This is a genomic window from Dyadobacter sp. AC419 (assembly GCF_979253085.1).
The window spans coordinates 218,720-239,200 of record NZ_CEEDCD010000003.1; the positions used below are offsets into that span (position 1 = coordinate 218,720).

Below are 20,481 nucleotides of genomic sequence, written 5' to 3' on the forward strand. Positions count from 1 at the left end.
TTGTTTACCGCGAATCGTAACTGAGGCCAATCCAGCCTTATTTATTCAACGGTATAATATTGACAGGAAGGATTGATATATTGTTTCGCTAAGCACCTCACGGGCAAGTTATTGTCTTTAACTAATGCGATCCAATCTTCAAATGAAAGTTATCGTTCAACTCGCAATCATCCTTGTTTTTGGATCTGTTTTATCCTGCACTCCAAACCAGAAAAAAGATGTAGAAAACAAGCAGTTTGTTGGTGCAGGATTTGGCATCAGCGGAGCAACATTGGTAGTCCAAAAGTTAGACAGCGCCCGTAAGTATTATTCCAAGTCAGGTCGAGAAAGCATTAAAAGAGAAATCCCGGATGATTATTCTTGACGCTCGTTCGAAGGCAGCATGGCATCAGACGCATATTCCAGGATCCGTTCCGGTGCCGTATTATGAAGAACCGGATAAATTCATAAAGGACATCCCCAATGACAGTACTTTGATTGTTGTTTACTGCGCTTGCCCTCATGCTGCATCTATGAAAGTGGTAAATACACTCAGGCGTTTCGGTTATAAGCACACGGCTATTCTTGATGAAGGAATCCTGGTATGGGCACAACGCGGTTATCCAGTGGAATATGGTCGGGATGACAAAAAAGCAATCGTTTAGTCGCATTACCTCGTTAAGTTGAGTTAAATGACATTCTAGGTAAGTGTATTGCCCTGCGACTGCTGCGCTACTGATATCTTTTTAAGATGTCATCGATCCTGGGATCAGGCACCAAATTTGTTGTCGCAACCAATGCTACGTTCTTATATTCAGGATGCATTGTGTTGATCACATAGTTAAATGCTTCGGGCATAACTGCGGACGGGACTCTCAGCGCAATTGATTTGCCATCAAAATACCATTTGTCCCCGATGGGTAGGCAGGCTGAGTAATCAGTTGGGATCTCTCCATGTGGGGCTTAATTCAGATAAGCTGACTTCCTGAACTGATACTGGATCTGGGACAGAGATAAACATAATCTGAAAATCATCATTAAAGCCAACTCCCTGCCTTCTGACCATATTCTCCAGAAATGCCAGTGGAATTGACTCCGCAGCATACAATACCTTATTGCCCGCACTATTCCATCTTCCTTGCATTCCAGATGCGAACAGCGTTTGGCTATACATCTTATGGACAATTCTGTATATAAGCATTATACCGGATATCCTTGTGCAAGTTTGTCTAATTCTTCGGCCAGAAAATCTACACCTCCCCCAGTGCCAAGCCAGTCTGCTGGTTTCTCAGTTGAATTCCAGAACGGTTTAAGAAGCCAATAATTGAACTCGTCGACATTGCCAAAAATCTGTTCGCCTTTTTCAAACAATGCGATCAGTTTCAGCAAATGCTCACCATACAGGGGGTCAAGTTTTTTTTGTGAATCCTTATAGTTACTGATAGTCCTCGCAGAAAGATTAATCAAGGCAGCCAAATTCCTTTCCGGCATCTTGATGGCTTCAGCAAAATCATAAAATACTTTGGGAGCAAGTCCTTTTCGCGCTGAAAGAACGATAGCAAAGTTACTTGCCGTGTCAAGGTTCGTAAATCTTGACTTTAAAGTATGATGTGGCTGATTGATCGTAGTTTTCATTGCTAGTGTATTTACTTAAACGAATTTAAGAAATTTTTCGATTTTATAACTGAAATTTTTCACTTTCAGCACATAAGTGATCAAACTCCGGTTGGACCATACTTGCAACTCGCTTTCATTTAACAAAAACGCCGAACTTTAACGCCATCACCTGCCAGCCTTTCTGCATTGATCTTTGGTCGAATGCATTTTAAGGAATATACCGGATCGCTGATTTTAATTCGGTTGCATGTCGCTCATCCATTTCGGCTCTTCTGACAATGAACAGCTTTGCATGTTCAATCAGCTCTTTGGAATGCCGGATCAGCAGGGCTGCCTTTTCAACTGCCCCTTTGCGACTTTTATTTATCAGATTCAATTCGGAATTGTGGCGGGCAGCGATATCTCTCCGACTTAATGCCTGTTGTTTGATTAGCTCTTCCCGCTCGCGAGAATGTAACGCTATGATTTCTGCATAATTCATACCATAGAATTTTCGGCCGCCGCTGTAAAATTCTATGCCACCCGAGCCCGTTTCTCGGTTGAATATCAAATGCTAATGATTTTTTTATGTATCAAACAAGCTGCCTAATCTGCAGATACTCTGTCAGGGCGTAGGCCAGCTTGCGCGGTGAAAGTATTTCGTCTGGACTGTCCTTTGCGATTGCAGACGCAGGCATGCTGTCAAACAATGCAGTTCCCGGATCTTGCACCAACACAATGCCGCCATGTTCGTGTATGCGCACAGCTCCTTTGGCACCATCGGAGCCCAGGCCCGAGAGGATGATGCCGACAGCTTTTTCGGCGGAATTATGAGCCAGCGAATTAAAGAAAACGTCTACCGCCCAATTGCTCCGGTCACCCGGATCCCGGTTGGTTGTCTGCAAATGCCCTTTCACGATCGTCATAAACTTATTGGGCGCCAGCAAATAAATGTGATTTGCCTCGACTAGATCCTGATCTACTGCCCACCGAATAGGCATATTTGTGCTTGATGCCAGCAACACGTCTGCCACACTCGGATGGTCGCGATTCAAATGTTGTAGTATAATGAAAGCCGCATTGGGCACTTTCGGAAGATGGGAAAAGAAATTATGCAGATCTTCTCTTCCACCAGCTGAAAAGCCTATGGCTACGATAAACAATTTGTTGCGGCCCATCATGACATCGATTTTTTGTGAAGGTTTGGCACTTTCAGACAAGATAACATATAAATCTCTTGCCTGAAATAAAAGGAGTTTCGCCTTCGAATTGGCCTGCCTTTGGAAATGAACTTGGTATAATATTAATACCAACCCAGACTTTTCAATTCAAATTTTGCGAAAATGGCAAACATTCAGGTCATAGTTATCGGCTCCTCCGCAGGTGGGGTCCTTGCGCTCAGGCAGCTTGTTGCTGCACTTCCTTCCAATTTTGAGACTCCTGTGTTTATCGTGCAACACCTCACATCCAGCACAGACATTTATTTACCACACGTTTTAGAACAGGCCGGCCAATTGCCGGTAATCCAGGCAGAAGACGGCATGCCAATTAACAACGGCACCATTTATCTGGCGCCACCAGACCACCATATGCTTTTCGGAAGACGGGCACATTCTGGTAAAAAGAGGCCCGAAAGAAAATCGACTCCGCCCTTCAATCGACGCATTGTTCCGTTCGGCTGCTTACTGTTACGGTCCGGGCGCACTTGGCGTCATCCTTACAGGGCTTTTTGATGACGGCTGCTCGGGAATGTGGTCATTAAAACGAATGGGTGGAATTACGGTTGTACAAGATCCGGAAAGGGCTTTGTATCCGACTATGCCAAGAAGCGTGCTCGAATATGTTGACGCTGACCGCGTGTGTCCGTTAGCAGAAATCGGGCCGTTACTTTTGGAATTGACGGGTTCAGAGGGAACTGCTGAAAATAGCATTGATGAACAAGAAATAAGACTTTTAAAAATGGAGGTCGACATTGCTGCGCTGAAAAACTCATTTGGCCAAGACACAGCAGAAATTGGCGAGCCTTCTTCATTAACCTGCCCCGATTGCGGCGGCGCACTGAATTTTATTGCAGAAGGAAAAATCGTGCGTTACCGATGTCACACCGGCCACGCTTATACGTCGGCATCCTTGCTCGAAGCTTCCAGCGAAACAACAGAACAAAAACTTTGGGCCGCCCTGCGCAGTCTGGAAGAAGCGGTCATGATCGTGGAAAAAGAAGCGGCTGTGTTACAAAGTGTAACCGGCGAACCCACAATGAGCCATTCTATTAAAATCAGGATTCTCAAAAAACAAGCGGGCGAGCTCCATAATTTCCTCAATCATTACCTTGAATTTAACGAGATAGCGGTTGATTAATGGCATTGCATGCATCTGCGTGTGAGTTGTAATTTTTAAGTGAAAAGAAGCTTTTAAAAAAACAGGGTAATCGGCCCATTATAAAAATGTATGCGCATTACTTTGAATAACATTACATACTCCTCTCTTACATGATGCGTCTTTTTTACTTTACCACGCTTCTGCTCTTTTTGCTGAGCCGCGCATCCGCGCAACAACAGCCGCCCGCTTGCGGCACAAGCGACGATAACCTTCCGCAGGAAATACGCGACCGAATGGCCCGTCTTCCTTTGATTCTGAAAAGTCAGCAAGCACGGACGAGTGCCGGTGAAATGCGCATTTGTCGCATGGGCATTGAGATCGATAACCAGACTTACAAGCAATTCGATGGTGACACCAATCTGATCGCGCGCAAAGTATTCGAGGATATAGCCAAGGTTTCAGAAGTGTACGAGCGGGATATCAACACGCGTGTCGTGGTGGCAGGCATTCGCTTTTGGAAAGATGCCGCTACGGACCCTTTTGAGAAAACCGACAATACATTCAGCCTGCTTGACATACTTGCGGGCTTGCCGGCACCAACTTTTGAAACTGATAAGCGCATGTATTTGTATACAAAGCCGCTGAACGGTCCGGGCGGCGTTGCGTATTTGGGCGGCCAGTTTAATGTTTCGACACTTGGCATACCATTTACCATTATGCACGAAATCGGCCACAATTTCGGCTCTCCGCATACGCACAGCTGCGTATGGCCGGATGGCCCGATTGATTTCTGCGCGGGCATTGAAGGGAGCTGTTACGACGGTGCGCAGGGCAGCCTTTCCAAAGTCCAGGGCACCATTATGAGTTATTGCCTGGCTGAGCAGACATTCCATCCACTGTGTCAGGCACTGATGAAGGATCATGCAGAAAGCTTTTTGAAAAAGATCGAAAATGCACCGGCCGTCCCCAAGCTTAGCGGAAACCACAACTTTACACCCCGCGACTTCTATACATGGACAGTCATTCCGGAGGCGCTTAGTTACGAAGTTATGATTGCCACCCGCGCTGACTTTTCAGACGCACGCACGGTTACAACTGCATTCAATGGCGTTTCGCTCACGGATATACAACCTGGCGGTTCCATTTATATCAAAGCCCGGTCGGTGAACACATTTGGGACTTCCGCCTGGTCCGCGCCGGTTACATTGCAAGCTGCCGCACCAGCGTTAGGCAGGCCGGTTTTGATGGCTTTCCCTGAAACGAAATCTATTTTTGAGATCGGAAGTCCCGTTATGCTTTCCTATCAGGCTGTTGCGGGTGCAACTGGATACGAAGTTCAGTTAACCACCCAGCTTGACCCCTATTTTCGTTATGCATTGCCAATGATCAGCACTTCGGCAACCAGCGCTGCATTCAAGAGCGAATACGCAGGACTGTTTTACTATCGGGTCCGTGCAGTGAAAGATGATGTAAAAGGGCCTTGGACTGAAACTGAATATTTTTCTGTCAATCCGAAGCTCGGTGCGCAGTTTTTGATTCCCGTTGTGGGAAATTATGATGCTTTGCCGACGGGTTTTCCTTTTGTTTACCACACGACTACTTTTATTCAAAGTCGGCCATTCCATTTTCCAAAAAAGTGATTTTTCAAACCCATTATACCAAAAAGAGTTTGAATCCCCTTCCGGCGTAACGGATGTGGTTTCGGGCCTGCCTGCGAACACGACTTTGTTTGTAAGAGTGGAGGAATGGAACCTGGAAGAGCAGTATTTTCCAAAAAGAAAAATCGCCGATCATTCCTTTCAGATTAAAACCGGCTCGCGCGCGCCTGCGGGCAACCTGACTTTTATATCAAGCGTCGATGCCAACGTCTTCAATGTAAACCGTCCCAAAATCGCTGTAACTGAAAAATCAGTCTGGCTCGAATCGCCTGTTTACGGCTTTGTGCGGCTGGACAAAGACAATTTCAAATTTCAGATATACAACCGGGACAACACGGCCGGACTCATCGGCAACACATACATGGCCAAACCGCTGGTTACGGATGATAATGGGCAAATTAATGTGATCAGTCAGGCAAGTAATGGCATGATCCGTCGGGTCACCCTGCCTTCTGGCGCTCCGGATGCAAATGCTTTGGTCAAAAAAATCTTTTTTACAGGTGATATTGAGGGTTGCAGTCCTACCCACGGCTTGTACTGGAACCGCGCTGGAATTTACCGCGAATCTCAGGGAACTCTCACTACGATAAGCATGCCGGAAAGTAATTGGAATTACCAGCAGGTCATTGTCTCCGGCGATAAGATTTGGGTGTTCCAATCGAATAATAATGGCGGAGGTGATGTGATCGCCCTGGATGTGGTTTCTGGAAAAGAGCTGCAAAGATTCAATAATGTGATCTATCCTGAGCTGCTCTATTATCTGGATCAGATCGCGGTGAACGAAGAGGGGCAGTTACTGATCAGACAATACGACCCTTCTGTCAGCAGTTACCGCGTATCGATTTGGAAAGATTGGAAATGGTCTTTATTCACTGGCTCAGACTATGGTTTTTTGGGTGATGTCCAGTCCATTGCCACTTCGCCAAAAGGTAAATTTTATATGCTGACGAAAGGCACAGGACAGTCAATCTACCGGTTTGATAATGATAAATGGAAGGAAGTCGCCAACATTGGCCTTGAAAATATTGCCTATGATCTCGTGCCTGAAGACGATGACAATATCTGGCTTACAGGCGAATACGGACTCATTCGCGTGAACATTGCAGAGTTTGATCTGACATCGATCAATAAGCCGGATTACTGCGCCGGCGACACGATTACGGCAGTTGTGAGTACAAGCGGCAACATGAATTTGCAACAGCCTTTTTCAGCAATTTTTACCAAAAAATCAGGTGAAACAGTAACTGTAACCGGGTTAAACTTGCAGGGAAGCCAATTTAAGATTAAGATTCCTGACGGCCTCGCGGGAACAGGCCTGACCCTGCAATTAAAGAGCAGTAACCCGGAAATATTGACGCCAAGCATTCGTCAGCTCAATATCCACGAGCTCCCGACAGCGACTATTGAGGCTAATAAAACCTTGCTGATCCCTGGAAAGGACACGGCAACGGTTACTGTGATCTTGACAGGTCAGAGTCCATGGTCATTTACGCTTTGGAATAATGTTCAGGCAACGTCAGAAACGGCCACTTACACATCACCGTTTGTGCTGGCGCAAGCTGCTGATTTTGAACTTAATATCAGCAAACTTTCGGACAAATATTGTTCAAACGGCACGATCCGGAACACGGTAAAGATCACGGCAGATGTGACCACCGCAATCGCTGAGCCAACATTGCCGGTCATCAACATTTACCCAAATCCAACTGCCGACCGCATTCTGGTGCATTACGACCAGCAAGGCGCAAAAGCATCCCATTATTTCATTTCGGATATCCGTGGCAAGCAGGTTGCATCGCTGAAATCAACGGCTGCAATCACCGAATGGGACATCCGTAAATTGAGTGCTGGAACATATATCCTCTGGACGGTTCAGAATGGTCAAAAGCGATCCTGGAAAATAGTTAAAAATTAATACGACATCTTTGCAGCAGCGGAAAATGATAAGGAACAATATTTTTATCATTGACCTTATCCAAGCCTTTTTCCCCAACCGAGCGAAATATTGTGTCGTCTGATCCTCAGGAGTTAATGTATGAATTTGATAATATCATTATCGGGTCGGGTATGGGTGCCCTTTCGGCGGGAATATGCTTGGTGCGTGCAGGACAATCGGTGCTTATTCTGGAGCAGCATAATGTACTTGGCGGCTGGTGCCATAGCTTTCACACGGGCGGCCAGCGTTTCTCGCCAGGAGTTCATTATATAGGTCAATTGGGCGAGGGTCAGTCCACGCGAATGTTGTACGAAGGTTTGGGAATTGCGAATGATCTCACGTTCTTCGAAATGAATCCTGAGGCTTACGAACATTGCTGGATTGGTGAAAATCGCATTGATATTCCTGCCCATTTCGACGCGGTTTTTAAAGTTCTTTCCAAACAATTTCCCAAAGAAAAAGAAGGGCTTGAAAAATACCTGACTGCGGTGCAGAATGTAAGCAAACAGCTGGATGTGATTTCGGAAATGAATGGCTTCTGGGATCATGTAACCATCCCGTGGCGAACGAGGCATTTAGGAAAATACGGCCTGTTCAGCGTAAAACGTGTTATTGACTGGCATATCAAAGATCCTTTACTCAAAAAAATACTAAATATTCAGTGGGGTAACCACGGCCTTCCACCCGAAAAAGCCAGCTTTCCTTACCATGCTGCCGTAATGGCACATTATGCAAAAGGCGGATTTTATCCGATGGGCGGCGGCGCGGCGATTGTAAAGGCGATGGCCAATTTGATCAAAAAACACGGCGGCCAATGCAGGACCGGACAAAAGGTGAAACGCATTTTGATCCAGGAAGAAAAAGTAAAGCGCGCAGTCGGCGTTGAGCTTGAAAATGGCACATGCATTTATGCAAAAAGGGTAATTTCAAATGCAGATCCGGGCACAACTTACACGCATCTGATAGGCGAAAAACACCTTAGCAAGCCACTTTTGAGCCAATTAAAAAAAACAAAATACTCCTGCACCTCGCTGATCCTGTTTTTAACGGTAGATATGGACCTGCGCAAAGCGGGTCTGGATTCGGGGAATGTCTGGCTAATGCCGGATGCCGCGGGCGAGAATAATTTGGAGCAAAATCCGGAGACTGACATTGCATTAGGAGCAGAATTTCCGGCGCTTTTCGTCAGTTCGAGCACATTAAAAGACCCGACGAGTTTCGACGGCGTTCATCACACCCTCGAAGTGATCACCCTGATCAATCCTGAGTCATTTAGCCGGTTTGAAGACGAATCCGAAGCGCATTCGCAGGCTTATCTGGATTTCAAGGAACAGTTGAGCAACAAAATGATCAAAAGTCTGGAAAAGGTTTTGCCAGGAATCAGCAACAGCATTGTTCAGAAACAAATGGGCACGCCGCTGACCAACAAGCATTACATTGGTTCGACAGATGGCTGCGTATATGGCACTGAGAAAAGTTTCTGGCAGATAGGCGCTTTTGCTTTCAAATCCCAAAGTGAAATCGAAAATCTTTATCTCTGCGGGGCCAGCATTTTGGCCAATGGAGTCGCCGGAGCAAGTTATTCGGGTGTCCAAACTGCCGCCCGGATCTTGGGCACTTCCCAGGCAGAGCTCCTCAAACCAGATCCGTCCCAGCAACTGCACGTATATGCAGCCGAGGACACAACTCAATATCCTGAGTGGATCAAAACAAAAATGAAAACAAGAAGAAAGATAAAAGTAGGCTCCGTCGACAAGCTGGCATTGTAGTCTCCCTTCGCTAACCTGCCTGAGCGAATTTTCCACATCCATCATTTATTCCAGCATAGGAGCGGCATTTAGCCGATTTGGTACAATTCTTATTACATCGTCGCTCTCGAAAAATGAAGCACGTCCTCAAATCGGGGCGTGCTTCATTTCATCACTTAAATCTCTGATATTATGAATGTGAGCGACTTTATTGTTAACCGGCTGGGCGAATGGAATGTAAAAAGGATATTTGGTTATCCCGGCGACGGCATTAATGGCATTCTGGGTGCATTGAACAGAAATGGCGGCATCCGGTTTATCCAAAGCCGCCATGAGGAAATGGCCGCATTCATGGCTTGCGCGCATGCGAAGTTTACGGGCGAGCCGGGTGTTTGTCTGGCAACCTCCGGTCCGGGCGCTATCCATTTGCTCAATGGACTTTATGATGCCAAGCTTGATCATCAGCCAGTTGTAGCGATTATAGGCCAGCAAAAACGCACTTCTCTCGGCACCAATTATCAGCAGGAAGTGGATCTTGTTTCGCTTTACAAGGATGTTGCCTCCGAATATGTGCAAATGGTCACCGCACCCGCGCAAGTGCGGCAGGTGATCGACCGGGCTTTCCGCATTGCCAAGGCCGAAAGGACGGTTACGGCGGTGATTGTGCCCAATGATCTTCAGGAAGAAAAAGCCGTGGAGGAGCCGCCACGCGAACATGGCAATGTGTTCACCGGCACGGGTTATCCTTCGGCGAGCGTGGTGCCCGCACCGGAAATGCTTGCGCATGCGGCGGAAGTTTTGAATGCGGGAAATAAGGTCGCCATTCTCGTTGGCGCAGGCGCATTCGGAGCAGCGGAGGAAGTGAAACAGGTGGCCGAAATCCTGGGCGCGGGTGTTGCGAAAGCGTTGCTTGGCAAAGCGGTTTTGCCCGACGACCTGCCTTACGTAACGGGTTCGATCGGGTTGCTAGGGACCAAGCCGAGCTGGGATATGATGGATTCCTGTGATACGCTACTCATGATCGGCAGCAAGTTTCCCTATACCGAATATTTACCCCAGCCCGGACAAGCCAGAGGTGTGCAGATTGACATCGACGGCCGCATGCTGAGCATCCGCTATCCGATGGAAGTAAATTTATTAGGCGATTCAAAAAGCGCATTACAAGCATTGATCCCACTTTTAAACCACAAAACAGACCGCAGCTGGCGCGAACAGATCGAACAGGGCATGCGTGAATGGGAACAGACCATTGCCGACCGCGCCATGCTCTCTGCCGACCCCATTAACCCGCAGCGCGTTCTGCAAACATTATCGCCTTTACTGCCCGATAACTGCATTATCAGTGCCGATTCAGGGACTTCGGCATTCTGGTTTGCCAGAAATTTGAAGATCAGGGAGGGAATGATGGCTTCGCTTTCGGGCAACCTGGCTACAATGTGTCCAGCCATCCCCTATGCCATTTCGGCGAAATTCGCTTATCCCGAACACGTTCCCATTGCCATCGTCGGCGACGGAGCCATGCAAATGTTGTGCATGAATGAGCTCATCACCATTTCGAAATATTGGAAAGAATGGAAAGATCCACGCCTCATTGTGATCGTGCTCAACAACCGCGACCTGAACATGGTCACCTGGGAACAGCGCATGATGGCGGGCGAACCCAAGTTTGAAGCATCGCAGGACATTCCCGATGTGCCTTTTGGCCAGTTTGCAACATTGCTTGGTTTAAAAGGAATAAGGGTCGAATCGCCCGAACAGATCGAAGGCGCACTGCACGAAGTGCTCAATGCGGACCGCCCGGCAGTGCTCGATGTGCTTTGTGATCCGAATGTTCCCATTACACCCGCTCACCTCGACTTCAAAACATTATCGATGTTTGGCAAAGCATTGCTGAAAGGCGATCCAGAGCAGGCGAATTTGATCAGGCAGACGATTAAAGAGATTATGGCGTAGGGCAACCACATTTTAAATGGAATGTACTTCCGGCTTTAATTGGTAAGGGTTTTGTGTTGCCATTTCTTACGCAGCCAGGCCCTTACCGGTTCATCGTAGAGTTTCAAACTTGCATAAGCCAGTAACATTGCGCCTGAAAATGTGAGCAATGCGTACGGCCAGGCCTGGTCTAATGTGATGCCTTTGTGATGGCTAACCCACGCCACGTAAAAATAGACAAGCACATAATGCGTCATGTATAAAGGATAGGAAATGTCACCGAGAAATTTGCAGATTTTCTCCTCGGTTTCACCACGTGCGACACCACTGGCACCTATATACACAATGAGTGGAAAGACAATTGTGATGCAAAAGGCTTCATATAATCCATTCATCCAGAGTTGGTTTTCACCGCCGACTCTTGGCATAATCAGCACCGCCGCAACCAGAAGACTGCACCATAGGAAAGCATTTTTAATATAAACCGGCCGGGTTATGCGTGACAAAAGCAAACCTGCAAAAAATGGAAAGATGGTGCGTGTTATGCCAATCCGCATGTGTTCAAAATTCAGTGTCCAGCCGCCCGTAACGTCTCCGTTTGGGCTGGTAATGGCTAAATGCACCAGCGCGGCACCAGCCAATAATACAAAAACACCCAATGCCTTATTGGATAATTTTCTCAACCCCAGTGCGTACAAAATATTGGCGATATACTCGAAAAACAACGACCAACCCACACTGTTGAGCGGATGCATTTCAAACCAGCCACGGATATCCATCGAAAGCGGAACGGGCAAAATCGTCCAGCCTATAAGCATTACAACGATGAGCTTCCACAGCGGAACTGTGTGAATGAGCGGCCATATGGGCGAATCGGTGAAATAAAAACCGATGGCACCAAGCGTCATGCCCAGAATAACCAGCGGGTGCAGCCGCTCGAACCGGCGCCGTAGAAAAGTGCCGACGGTTAATTTATCCCAGCGGTCGTCGTATGCATAGCCGATGACAAATCCTGATAAAAGGAAGAAAAAATCGACTGCCAGATAACCGTGATTTACAACATTGGTGAGGCGGCTGCTGGCGAGCGGTTCGGTCAGGTGAAAGCATACTACGATGATTGCGGCAACGCCACGAAGTCCATCTAAAATCTGATAATGCGGCTTTGTGCCGAGTTGCGTATTGTTCATTCAATTACATTGGCCGGAAAGCGGGCAATATACGATTGCGCGGCATTCTAATAAATCAAATTAACACAAGATTCATGCTTGTTGCTTGAAAAGTGACCCGAATGTTACGTTATTGTCGCGTCATTTTTCACTCTCAAAAAACAATATCATGAGCACTTTGCAGCTAAGAGATGGCGCCACAATGTTTTACAAAGACTTTGGCACCGGACAACCTATCGTATTTCACCACGGATGGCCGCTTTCCAGCGACGATTGGGATAATCAAATGATGTTTTTCCTTCAAAAAGGCTTCCGCGTTATCGCCCACGACCGTCGTGGACATGGACGTTCTTCGCAGACTTTTGAAGGTCACGAAATGGAAACTTACGCTGCCGATGTCGCTGAGCTTACTGCGCATCTGGACCTGAAAGATGCCATTCACGTGGGCCACTCTACAGGTGGCGGCGAAGTGATACGCTATGTAAACAAACATGGAAACGGAAGAGTGGCAAAAGCGGTGCTGGTGAGTGCTGTAACGCCGATTATGGTAAAAACAGAAAACAATCCGGACGGTGTGCCGATAAGTGTTTTTGATGAAATCCGTGAGATGACGGCCACGCAAAGACCGCAATATTTCAAAGATTTTTCAGAGGCTTTTTACGGTTATAACCGCGAAGGTTCTGTTCCAAAGCAGGGCATTCGCGACAATTGGTGGCGCCAGGGCATGACGGGAAGCATTCTTGCACATTACGAGTGCATTAAAGCGTTTTCTGAAACTGATTTTACCGAAGATCTTGAAAGTGTTGATGTGCCGGTTTTGGTGCTACACGGTGAAGACGACCAGATTGTGCCTTATCAAATCACAGCCGTAAAAGCCGCTGAACTTTTGAAAAACGGCAAACTGATCACATATCCAGGTTTTCCACACGGAATGCCAACGACGGAAGCAGAGACGATCAATAAGGATATTCTGGCTTTCATCCAGGGATAATTAGCAATTCGCCTTCTTGCCAGACGTGATAAATGAAATGCCGGGCGGAAGATTTCCGTCCGGCATTTTATTTAATCGAATATTATAATGTAATCCCAAACCCGGTCCTGATCGCAGCCAGTATGCGATTCGATCCAGATTGCCGGTGGAGGACATTGTGACTGGCATTAAAAGACACATCAATGTAGGCCTTCCTGAACAATGTTTGCTGAAATCCTGCGGCAGCGCCGAAGCCCAGATGCCGTTTTTGTCTGCCTTCGGTAAAAACGTTTTCACTTTGATAAAAAACAAAATCGCTGTGCGGCCCGAAGTAAATGCCGGAAAGATTTTGTCCGCCTAGGCCTCTTCGTATGGCCTCTTTTTGCTGAAAATAGTAACGTAATTGCAATGCCGGCCATATCTGCAAGTCGTTGCTTCCGGGGCCGGGAGGTTGCGCGGATCGGTTGGAGATCATTCGCGCGTAATCCGCATTGACTTGTCCATTCAATGACAATGGGCCGCTGCCGAACTTTCGCTCATAAGCCAGGCCGATTGCGCCTTGGATAAATTGGGAGGATAAATATATTTTTGGCCAAAAAAGCTTCCATTGCTGCTGCACGTTTTCATCACACCGCAGCACTTCGCACATGGGCACATTCCTGTTCCTTTTCCAGTCGCCAAAAGCCAGCCCCATGCTTGTTCGTGAAGCGATGGCAAAGTCGTTGGTTTTGTGCAATGTGTATTCCGATTGAAGTGCAGAACGGTTATTTGAATATCGCTGATAAGACGCTCCGATCGCAAACTCAATCCGACCGTTGTTAAGAAACCTTCTCTGCAAGCCGAACTCGACGCCAATTGATGCTAACTGATAATCAAAATCCGATTTTCCCCAACGGTTCCCGCCGACAATTGCCACATAGTTGCCCGTAAAATTGTTCACGCTTACACCCTGATTGATCCTGCGTTTCATATCATAATACCAACGTCCGTAAACATTGCCATCCAGCAAGCCGCTGAAACCGACCTTGTCTCCCCATCCGCCGGTAAGCTGCACATCTGTCCCGATTGAGAAAGCCGGCGCGATTTTATATTCATAGCCAAAGCCGTAAAATAGCGCCTGCAATGCGTTATTGTCCACCGTAAACAGATAAGTTGGCGCAAATGTGAGGCTTAGCTTAAACATGTGCCTTGTCGGCACTTTTGTCATAAACACGTTCTCATATCTGTCGATAAATCGCTGTTTTGTGATCGTGTCCTGCTCTTGTGAGAATGTGACCGGAATGCTGTCCTGCGCAGTCGCGGCGTGGAATAAAAGCAGGCAAAACAGAAAGAAGGAAAGGAATTTCTTCATGACCAAAAAAGTATCTTTTAACAATACAGCATTCCAACGTCCGGGCATAAGTTGATAGCAACCAGCCGTTCTCAAAAACAAAGAGGCACTTTGAGAAGCAAAAGGTTGTATGACTTACGCAAATGATTTGCAGCAATTCTGGTCATGAAATTTCTGCTAAGACAATGCTTCCGGCGGCGGCCCGCCTGCTGGTCTGGAATTGTCTTTTGGAAGCGGAACGAACTCCTCATTATCAGTTGGAGGCAATATGATGCGGCCTTGCTTCCAGTCTTCTTTGGCTTGTTCAATTCTTTCTTTCCGGCTCGACACAAAGTTCCACCAAATGTAACGGTCGCCAAGATGTTCGCCGCCCAGCAGCATGAGCGTTGAGGGTTCTTTGGCGATCAGCAAAGGATCGACGCCTTTCGTAAAAACCAATAATTTGCCCGCCGTATAAGTGACACCGTTCACTTCAATGCTGCCTTTGGCAATGTAAGCACCTCGTTCACTATGTCCCTGCGGAAGGCCAAACCTAGCCCCCTGATCCAGAACCACATGCAGATAAAACATGGGTGAACTCGTGCTGACACTGTTTTTGAGACCGTAAGCCTCGCCAGCGATCAGACGCATCCAGACGCCCTTTTCGGTAAATACAGGCAACTGCTCTGGTGTGTAGTTTTTGAAAGCGGGATCGGATTCCTCGTCCTTTTCAGGCAGGGCAACCCATGTTTGTATCAATTTCAATTCACCGCCAGCCAGCATAGCAGGATCTTCAAACCGTTCGCTATGGGCAATTCCCTTGCCAGCTGTCATCCAATTAACCTCCCCCGGCCTTATAACCTGCTCAACACCAAGACTATCCCGATGGGTAACATTGCCGCTAAACAAATAACTCACCGTGGAAAGGCCGATATGCGGGTGAGGCAGCACATCCAAATTGGTCGCCGTGGGCGTGGGAATGCTTACCGGGCCGCCGTGATCCATGAATATAAATGGCCCGACCATTCTCCTCAACTGGAATGGAAGGATGCGTTTTACCTCGAAACCGGGCACGATTGCGGCTTTTCTGGATTCTATGACTATATCAAGCATAAGAATTTGAAGATTAGACACAAAGTTACGTACCCGGTTGGATGTAATGGAATTTACGGGATCAAATTCTCAGATCTCAGCCTTTTGAACAAATCAAAAAACGAATCGCGCGTATCCTGATAACCGGTAAAACCCAGTTTGCGGCTTTTGGACATGTCGGTCATGACCTCCAAAGGGCGGCCCAGATCGAGATCCGTATGCCAGGCCGAAGCCAGCCGGTTAATGTCGGATTCTTTCAAATTGTATTTCGTGGCAATCTCCTTCCAGGCCGACGCGTCGTTTGCCATTTCTTGTTCTAATGGACGAATTTGCCCATCAAAACCGGCTGGCTTAATCGCAAACCAATCTGCTATTTGCTTCCAAAGCCATTTCCAGCGGAAAAGGTCTCCATTGGCAACATTGAAAGCCTCATTATGCGCGGCTTCGGTGGTGGCTGCCCATATCATGTGCTCCGCCAGCAGTTTCGCGTCTGTGACATCCGATAACCCGTTCCATTGCTCAGCCGATCCGGGAAACTGAAATGGTCTGCCGGTTTCTTTGCAAATGCTTGCGTAAACTGCCAGTGTCGTGCCCATATTCATTAGATTACCAACAGCTTTGCCTACCACGGAATGTGGCCTGTGAATGCTCCAAGTAAAGCCATCGCGCGCTGCGGCAGCATAAACTTCGTCTTCCTGGGCATAGTAAAAGTTTTCCAGATCGAGCCGCGGATGTTCCTCACGGACAGGCGTTTCGGGCAATGTGCCTGCCTGTGCATAAGCCTCAAACGGCCCCAGATAATGTTTAAGCCCGGTTACCAGCGCAACGTGCTGAACAGACTTTTTTGCGGAAAGGCTGTCCAATAAATTCCTGACCATGGCACTGTTGACGCGGATATTTTCAGCTTCCGTATCATTGCGCATCCAGCTTGTGAAAAACACGTGGGTAGGCGCCACTTCTGCCAGTTTCGCGGCCAGGTCATCGGGATTAAGCAAGTCCGCCGCGATGGGTTTTAGACCAGCAATTTCTGTATTTGGATTGCGGGAAAGGCCATAAGTGATCCAGCCTTTTTCAATCAATTTTTCTGCGAGGTTGCTTCCGGTGATGCCGGTTGCGCCCACTACTAATGCGATATTTGTCATATGCTTGCGGATTTTTCAACACTTGATTTTAATGTTACAAAATTACCGCACCGGCAGGCGATGGACATTGACCTGCGTCAAGTAATGCAGTTGATCTAAATCAAGCATTCCTATCTTTGCCGGCGTAAATGTGATTAGCTATGATTGAAGTACTTTTTCAGCACATTCAGGAAAAGGTTTCGCTTTCGAACGTGGATAAGGAGGCGATCAACGCCTTTTTTATTCCCAAAAAACTGAGAAAACGGCAGTATTTATTGCAGGAAGGTGACGTGTGCAAGCATCTCACTTTCATCGCGAAAGGTCTGCTGCGGACTTACAATGTGGACGACAAGGGCGACGAACACATGAGTGTTTTCGGGTGGGAAGGTTGGTGGTTGTCGGATTTCAACAGCTTTTTGTCGGGTGAGCCGGCCGTTTTTAACATTGATGCCATTGAAGATTCGGAGTTGCTGCTGATCTCGCGGGAAAATTATGAAGCATTAACGCTCGCCGTCCCGATCATGGACCGTTATTTCCGCATTCTCTACCAAAACAGCATTGTCACCAAAGAACGCCGGCTGATGAGTTCCATCACGCATTCGGCCGAAGAAAAATACGTGAAACTGGCAGAATCAAACCCAAAAATGATCGAGCGCGTCCCCCAAAACCTGATCGCGTCCTACCTCGGTATCGCCCCGGAAACGCTGAGCCGGATTAAGAAAAACCTGGCTTTAAGGAAATAATTTGTGTTAAAAATTGAATAAAATGAACATTACATCACATACAAAAAACGAAACCCAAATCGCCGAAGTCACTTCCGACAACCTGCTCATCGAAACCGCCGAAGACGGAATCGACTTAATGGGCAACCTCTATTATCAAGGATTTGACAGCATCATCCTCCACGAAAAAAACCTCAGACCCGCATTCTTCGACCTCAAAACTGGCATAGCCGGAGAAATACTCCAAAAATTTTCAAACTACCGGATGCGCCTGGCCATCATTGGCAACTTCGAAAAATACCCGGCAAAAAGCATTCAGGATTTTATTTTTGAGAGTAACAAGGTTGGGAGGATTAACTTTTTGGGGAGTGTTGAGGAGGCGCTGGAAAGGCTTTCTTAGGTTGGTTAGCGGGAAGGATGGCGTACACAAGACAGCATGATGTAATGTTTAGAGTGTTTTATCAAACACTCTCCTGCAACAACATTTCCGGCATTTCATCGTAGGTTCTGCCGTTTAATAGCCTTCCACTTTCTTTCTTATCCTTGCCGCCCCACTGCTTGAAGAAAAATGCGACTTCACTATCCCTGCATTGCTCTTGAATTTCCAAAACCCAATCTGTATTCATTGGCCTCGGCTTATGCCCACTTTCGCCTCCCACAATAACCCAGTCTATTCCGGTAAGATTTAAGTTGTGTAACGACCCTAATAAAGGTTCACAGGAAAGAAACTTCACTTTTGCCTTTGTCTCACGCAAAAAATCAATTCTACCCATAACACTTTCATTTTCAACAGAGACCCCCATCCAAATGTTATGACTCCACCTGAGCTCCTTATGAACTTCAAACAATCTTTCAGCTCTTTTGGTCAAAACCTGGAAAACATGCTGAGGATTATCATTCATCACTTTAAACACCTTCTTGATAAAGTTAAGTGGAATGTCCTTGTGAAACAGGTCGCTCATTGAATTCACAAACACAACTTTCGAGTGTTTCCAGGCGTATGGAGTTGACAAGGAATCTTCATGTGTCCGGACTTCAAAATTATCCTTATACTTTTCAATCCCCATTGCCTGCAATCTCTTGGACATGATTTCTGCATAGCAAAATTTGCAACCAGTAGAGATCTTGGTACATCCTGTTGTAGGATTCCAGGTCATTTCTGTCCATTCAATGCTTGATTGCGCCATGTTATTTTAGTTTGAAGTATACTTTATTGTTGTTCGCGTCGCCCGCTTTGTAATATTTAATATAGAAGGCTCCCTTTCTAGCCTTTTTTCCGTCAGGTAAAAAAACGTCAAGCTGATCCTTATTTTGCCAACTCTCAAAAATCTCGTTTGTATGCTTTGGTAGATATCCTTGTCTTAAAGTAAATTCGTAAACCTCATTGTTATAGCACGTCTTGGTAGCAAGGTAAGCTTTTAATTTTTGCTCTAAGGGATTCGTCTTATATTCATAAAACAGGGATGGAATGTTCCCTGAAAATTCCCAGCCGCGTCCATTTTCGGTATCTATCTCCCACTTTGCATCGAGCATTTCCTCAAATCCTCTGATATGACTAGTAAAAAAATATAGGCAAAAAACCGTTTTCTCATCCTTTTTTATTGAGAAATGATCGACGAAGTATTTTTCTCCTAAATATCTTTGGAAACCTTCCCTCAATTGATTTATAAACTTCCATACACTGTCATTGGGTACCCAGTCCTGATATTGAGTAAGCTCTTCTATGAAATCCACAAGTGCTTCGGGAGTTCCATTTTCTGAAAACCTGTACATGTGTTGAACTGGTAGCCATAATAGGATTTCGCATTTCTTACCACAATCCATTAGCGATTTTAGATGTACAGATTTTATGTCTTTATATCCATAAGGATCAATGAACACAAAATGCTTTTCATTTCGTGTCATTCTAAAATTTCTGGCAAGCCTAATCACTTCAGTCTTATAATCTTCTGATGTTAAAGTAAGATTTCCAGACTCTGGATTATGTAATGACATCGCGAATATTGCGTTCCTTAAAATATCAATTTTATCCTCCTCTTTGTCATTAAGCTGACAATCTATTTTTGGAATTTTGTTCGCCTTAGGTTCAATTAGTGAATTGTAAGTGTCTTGCACTTGCCGTAGTATTACAAGCGGGCTTCCCTCTCGATTATCCTCATAAAGGCCCTGTCCGCAGAATAAATCATAGATGTTGATTTTTTGGGTAAACCCATCGTTACTTATTATGTTAATGTAACGCTTTAAATATTCGCTTAGCAATCGAACCTTGGCTTCCGAATGACTTAATAAATTAAGTTTCACATCTTTTTTCTGCATATGAGAAGGGCTGTAAGATTATTAATGTTGAAATCAAAGTCAATATAAATTCTTGAAGGGCCTAGATTTTATTTTTTCTTCTAAAAACATTATCTATTTATTCTAAGGCAGTTTTTAACGATATCATTTATCTAACGGCAAGTATCACAGTGGACTTTATAATCTTCCATGCTTGATTGCATTAGGCTCTTGCATTTCTCCAAATTTCTTCCGAATCTTCAACCTCCTATAAACATATACTCTTATGAAAAATCTTGCGAGCATTGCCCTGTTATGGTGTGGGTGTGGCGAAAGCCCCCCGAACGTTGTATATGACGTTAGGACACCTTAGACAGGGCATTTTTTATTAAAACCTAAAACATATACATTATGCAAACACAACAAAACACCAACGAATCCCTGGATTCGACACACCTGGCCTACGGCCGGGAAGTCGCGGAGTTGCTCAGCCAAAGCCACGCTTCCACCTGGATGAATGACCTTTGGGACATTTACAGCGGTTACATGATCGCGCAGCCGGAGCTCGGCTACAATCCACGCGCAAGTCACATTTTCGCGTCATTCAAAGAGCTGCTCTTCTTTTTCCAGCGGGTCGGGGAAATGAAAAAGTAGGGAGT

The 20,481-nt window shown here is 46.2% G+C and carries 23 protein-coding genes; 12 read left to right on the top strand and 11 right to left on the bottom strand.

Translation table 11 applies throughout. From position 1 onward, the window contains the following. Positions 1 to 142 precede the first annotated feature (142 nt). Both AC0IYG_RS01420 and AC0IYG_RS01425 read left to right on the top strand, forming a co-directional pair. Positions 143 to 364: a hypothetical protein gene (locus tag AC0IYG_RS01420; RefSeq protein ID WP_471709241.1), complete on the top strand. Its 222-nt coding sequence runs from the start codon at positions 143 to 145 to the stop codon at positions 362 to 364. After that, the gene (locus tag AC0IYG_RS01425; RefSeq protein WP_471709242.1) at positions 351 to 644 is read left to right on the top strand and encodes a rhodanese-like domain-containing protein; all 294 of its coding nucleotides are present in this window, start codon (positions 351 to 353) and stop codon (positions 642 to 644) included. Before AC0IYG_RS01420 ends, AC0IYG_RS01425 begins: the two co-directional genes overlap by 14 nt. Before the next feature lie 67 nt (positions 645 to 711). Here the strand turns inward: AC0IYG_RS01425 and AC0IYG_RS01430 are convergent, their stop codons facing one another. The 5 genes from AC0IYG_RS01430 to AC0IYG_RS01450 all read right to left on the bottom strand — a co-directional run bounded on the left by AC0IYG_RS01430 (position 712) and on the right by AC0IYG_RS01450 (position 2,756). After that, positions 712 to 927, bottom strand: coding sequence for an RES family NAD+ phosphorylase (locus tag AC0IYG_RS01430; protein ID WP_471709319.1), 216 nt, complete (start codon positions 925 to 927; stop codon positions 712 to 714). Next, positions 917 to 1,180: an RES family NAD+ phosphorylase gene (locus AC0IYG_RS01435; RefSeq protein ID WP_471709243.1), complete on the bottom strand. Its 264-nt coding sequence runs from the start codon at positions 1,178 to 1,180 to the stop codon at positions 917 to 919. Before AC0IYG_RS01435 ends, AC0IYG_RS01430 begins: the two co-directional genes overlap by 11 nt. After that, on the bottom strand, positions 1,180 to 1,614 hold the full coding sequence (locus AC0IYG_RS01440) for an antitoxin Xre-like helix-turn-helix domain-containing protein (RefSeq protein WP_471709244.1): 435 nt from the start codon (positions 1,612 to 1,614) through the stop codon (positions 1,180 to 1,182). Before AC0IYG_RS01440 ends, AC0IYG_RS01435 begins: the two co-directional genes overlap by 1 nt. Before the next feature lie 190 nt (positions 1,615 to 1,804). After that, positions 1,805 to 2,146 carry a hypothetical protein gene (locus AC0IYG_RS01445; protein ID WP_471709245.1) on the bottom strand — a complete coding sequence of 114 codons (342 nt, stop codon included), beginning with the start codon at positions 2,144 to 2,146 and terminating at the stop codon, positions 1,805 to 1,807. A 22-nt stretch (positions 2,147 to 2,168) separates the two neighbouring features. Continuing rightward, entirely contained in the window at positions 2,169 to 2,756 is a 588-nt protein-coding gene (locus AC0IYG_RS01450) for a chemotaxis protein CheB (RefSeq protein ID WP_471709246.1), read from the bottom strand. Positions 2,757 to 2,918: 162 nt separating this feature from the next. On the opposite strand from AC0IYG_RS01450, the gene AC0IYG_RS01455 reads away from it, so the two are divergent. The 6 genes from AC0IYG_RS01455 (at position 2,919) to AC0IYG_RS01480 (ending at position 11,189) form a co-directional block, all read left to right on the top strand. After that, positions 2,919 to 3,308, top strand: coding sequence for a chemotaxis protein CheB (locus tag AC0IYG_RS01455; protein WP_471709247.1), 390 nt, complete (start codon positions 2,919 to 2,921; stop codon positions 3,306 to 3,308). Then, positions 3,232 to 3,933 (top strand): chemotaxis protein CheB, encoded by a 702-nt coding sequence (locus tag AC0IYG_RS01460; RefSeq protein WP_471709320.1) that lies wholly within the window; start codon positions 3,232 to 3,234, stop codon positions 3,931 to 3,933. The genes AC0IYG_RS01455 and AC0IYG_RS01460 overlap by 77 nt, the downstream gene beginning before the upstream one ends. A 131-nt stretch (positions 3,934 to 4,064) precedes the next feature. Continuing rightward, complete coding sequence (locus AC0IYG_RS01465) at positions 4,065 to 5,534, top strand: M12 family metallo-peptidase (RefSeq protein WP_471709248.1); 1,470 nt, start codon at positions 4,065 to 4,067, stop codon at positions 5,532 to 5,534. Then, complete coding sequence (locus tag AC0IYG_RS01470) at positions 5,476 to 7,467, top strand: T9SS type A sorting domain-containing protein (protein ID WP_471709249.1); 1,992 nt, start codon at positions 5,476 to 5,478, stop codon at positions 7,465 to 7,467. Before AC0IYG_RS01465 ends, AC0IYG_RS01470 begins: the two co-directional genes overlap by 59 nt. 92 nt (positions 7,468 to 7,559) lie before the next feature. Next, positions 7,560 to 9,257 (top strand): phytoene desaturase family protein, encoded by a 1,698-nt coding sequence (locus tag AC0IYG_RS01475; protein WP_471709250.1) that lies wholly within the window; start codon positions 7,560 to 7,562, stop codon positions 9,255 to 9,257. 171 nt (positions 9,258 to 9,428) lie between these two features. Then, entirely contained in the window at positions 9,429 to 11,189 is a 1,761-nt protein-coding gene (locus tag AC0IYG_RS01480; RefSeq protein ID WP_471709251.1) for a thiamine pyrophosphate-requiring protein, read from the top strand. A 35-nt stretch (positions 11,190 to 11,224) separates the two neighbouring features. Here AC0IYG_RS01480 and AC0IYG_RS01485 read toward each other — a convergent pair whose 3' ends face one another. Then, positions 11,225 to 12,355, bottom strand: coding sequence for an acyltransferase family protein (locus AC0IYG_RS01485; RefSeq protein ID WP_471709252.1), 1,131 nt, complete (start codon positions 12,353 to 12,355; stop codon positions 11,225 to 11,227). A gap of 148 nt (positions 12,356 to 12,503) precedes the next feature. Here AC0IYG_RS01485 and AC0IYG_RS01490 point away from each other — a divergent pair, with 148 nt between their 5' ends. Beyond that, the gene (locus AC0IYG_RS01490; RefSeq protein ID WP_471709253.1) at positions 12,504 to 13,325 is read left to right on the top strand and encodes an alpha/beta fold hydrolase; all 822 of its coding nucleotides are present in this window, start codon (positions 12,504 to 12,506) and stop codon (positions 13,323 to 13,325) included. Between the two features lie 82 nt (positions 13,326 to 13,407). Here AC0IYG_RS01490 and AC0IYG_RS01495 read toward each other — a convergent pair whose 3' ends face one another. The 3 genes from AC0IYG_RS01495 to AC0IYG_RS01505 form a co-directional block, all read right to left on the bottom strand. After that, entirely contained in the window at positions 13,408 to 14,655 is a 1,248-nt protein-coding gene (locus AC0IYG_RS01495) for a hypothetical protein (protein WP_471709254.1), read from the bottom strand. A gap of 156 nt (positions 14,656 to 14,811) precedes the next feature. After that, positions 14,812 to 15,726, bottom strand: coding sequence for a pirin family protein (locus AC0IYG_RS01500; RefSeq protein ID WP_471709255.1), 915 nt, complete (start codon positions 15,724 to 15,726; stop codon positions 14,812 to 14,814). A 53-nt stretch (positions 15,727 to 15,779) separates the two neighbouring features. Beyond that, positions 15,780 to 16,847 (bottom strand): SDR family oxidoreductase, encoded by a 1,068-nt coding sequence (locus tag AC0IYG_RS01505; protein ID WP_471709256.1) that lies wholly within the window; start codon positions 16,845 to 16,847, stop codon positions 15,780 to 15,782. 140 nt (positions 16,848 to 16,987) lie between these two features. Between AC0IYG_RS01505 and AC0IYG_RS01510 the strand changes: the two genes are divergently transcribed. Together AC0IYG_RS01510 and AC0IYG_RS01515 are read left to right on the top strand one after the other, a co-directional pair. Further along, entirely contained in the window at positions 16,988 to 17,569 is a 582-nt protein-coding gene (locus AC0IYG_RS01510; RefSeq protein ID WP_471709257.1) for a Crp/Fnr family transcriptional regulator, read from the top strand. Positions 17,570 to 17,591: 22 nt separating this feature from the next. Beyond that, entirely contained in the window at positions 17,592 to 17,948 is a 357-nt protein-coding gene (locus AC0IYG_RS01515) for a DUF4180 domain-containing protein (RefSeq protein WP_471709258.1), read from the top strand. Positions 17,949 to 18,009: 61 nt separating this feature from the next. On the opposite strand, the gene AC0IYG_RS01520 is transcribed toward AC0IYG_RS01515, so the two are convergent. Further along, positions 18,010 to 18,735, bottom strand: coding sequence for a DUF5131 family protein (locus tag AC0IYG_RS01520; protein ID WP_471709259.1), 726 nt, complete (start codon positions 18,733 to 18,735; stop codon positions 18,010 to 18,012). A gap of 1 nt (position 18,736) precedes the next feature. Beyond that, positions 18,737 to 19,864: a three-Cys-motif partner protein TcmP gene (gene tcmP / locus AC0IYG_RS01525; RefSeq protein ID WP_471709260.1), complete on the bottom strand. Its 1,128-nt coding sequence runs from the start codon at positions 19,862 to 19,864 to the stop codon at positions 18,737 to 18,739. A 369-nt stretch (positions 19,865 to 20,233) separates the two neighbouring features. On the opposite strand from tcmP, the gene AC0IYG_RS01530 reads away from it, so the two are divergent. After that, positions 20,234 to 20,476 carry a hypothetical protein gene (locus tag AC0IYG_RS01530; RefSeq protein ID WP_471709261.1) on the top strand — a complete coding sequence of 81 codons (243 nt, stop codon included), beginning with the start codon at positions 20,234 to 20,236 and terminating at the stop codon, positions 20,474 to 20,476. Positions 20,477 to 20,481 lie beyond the last annotated feature (5 nt).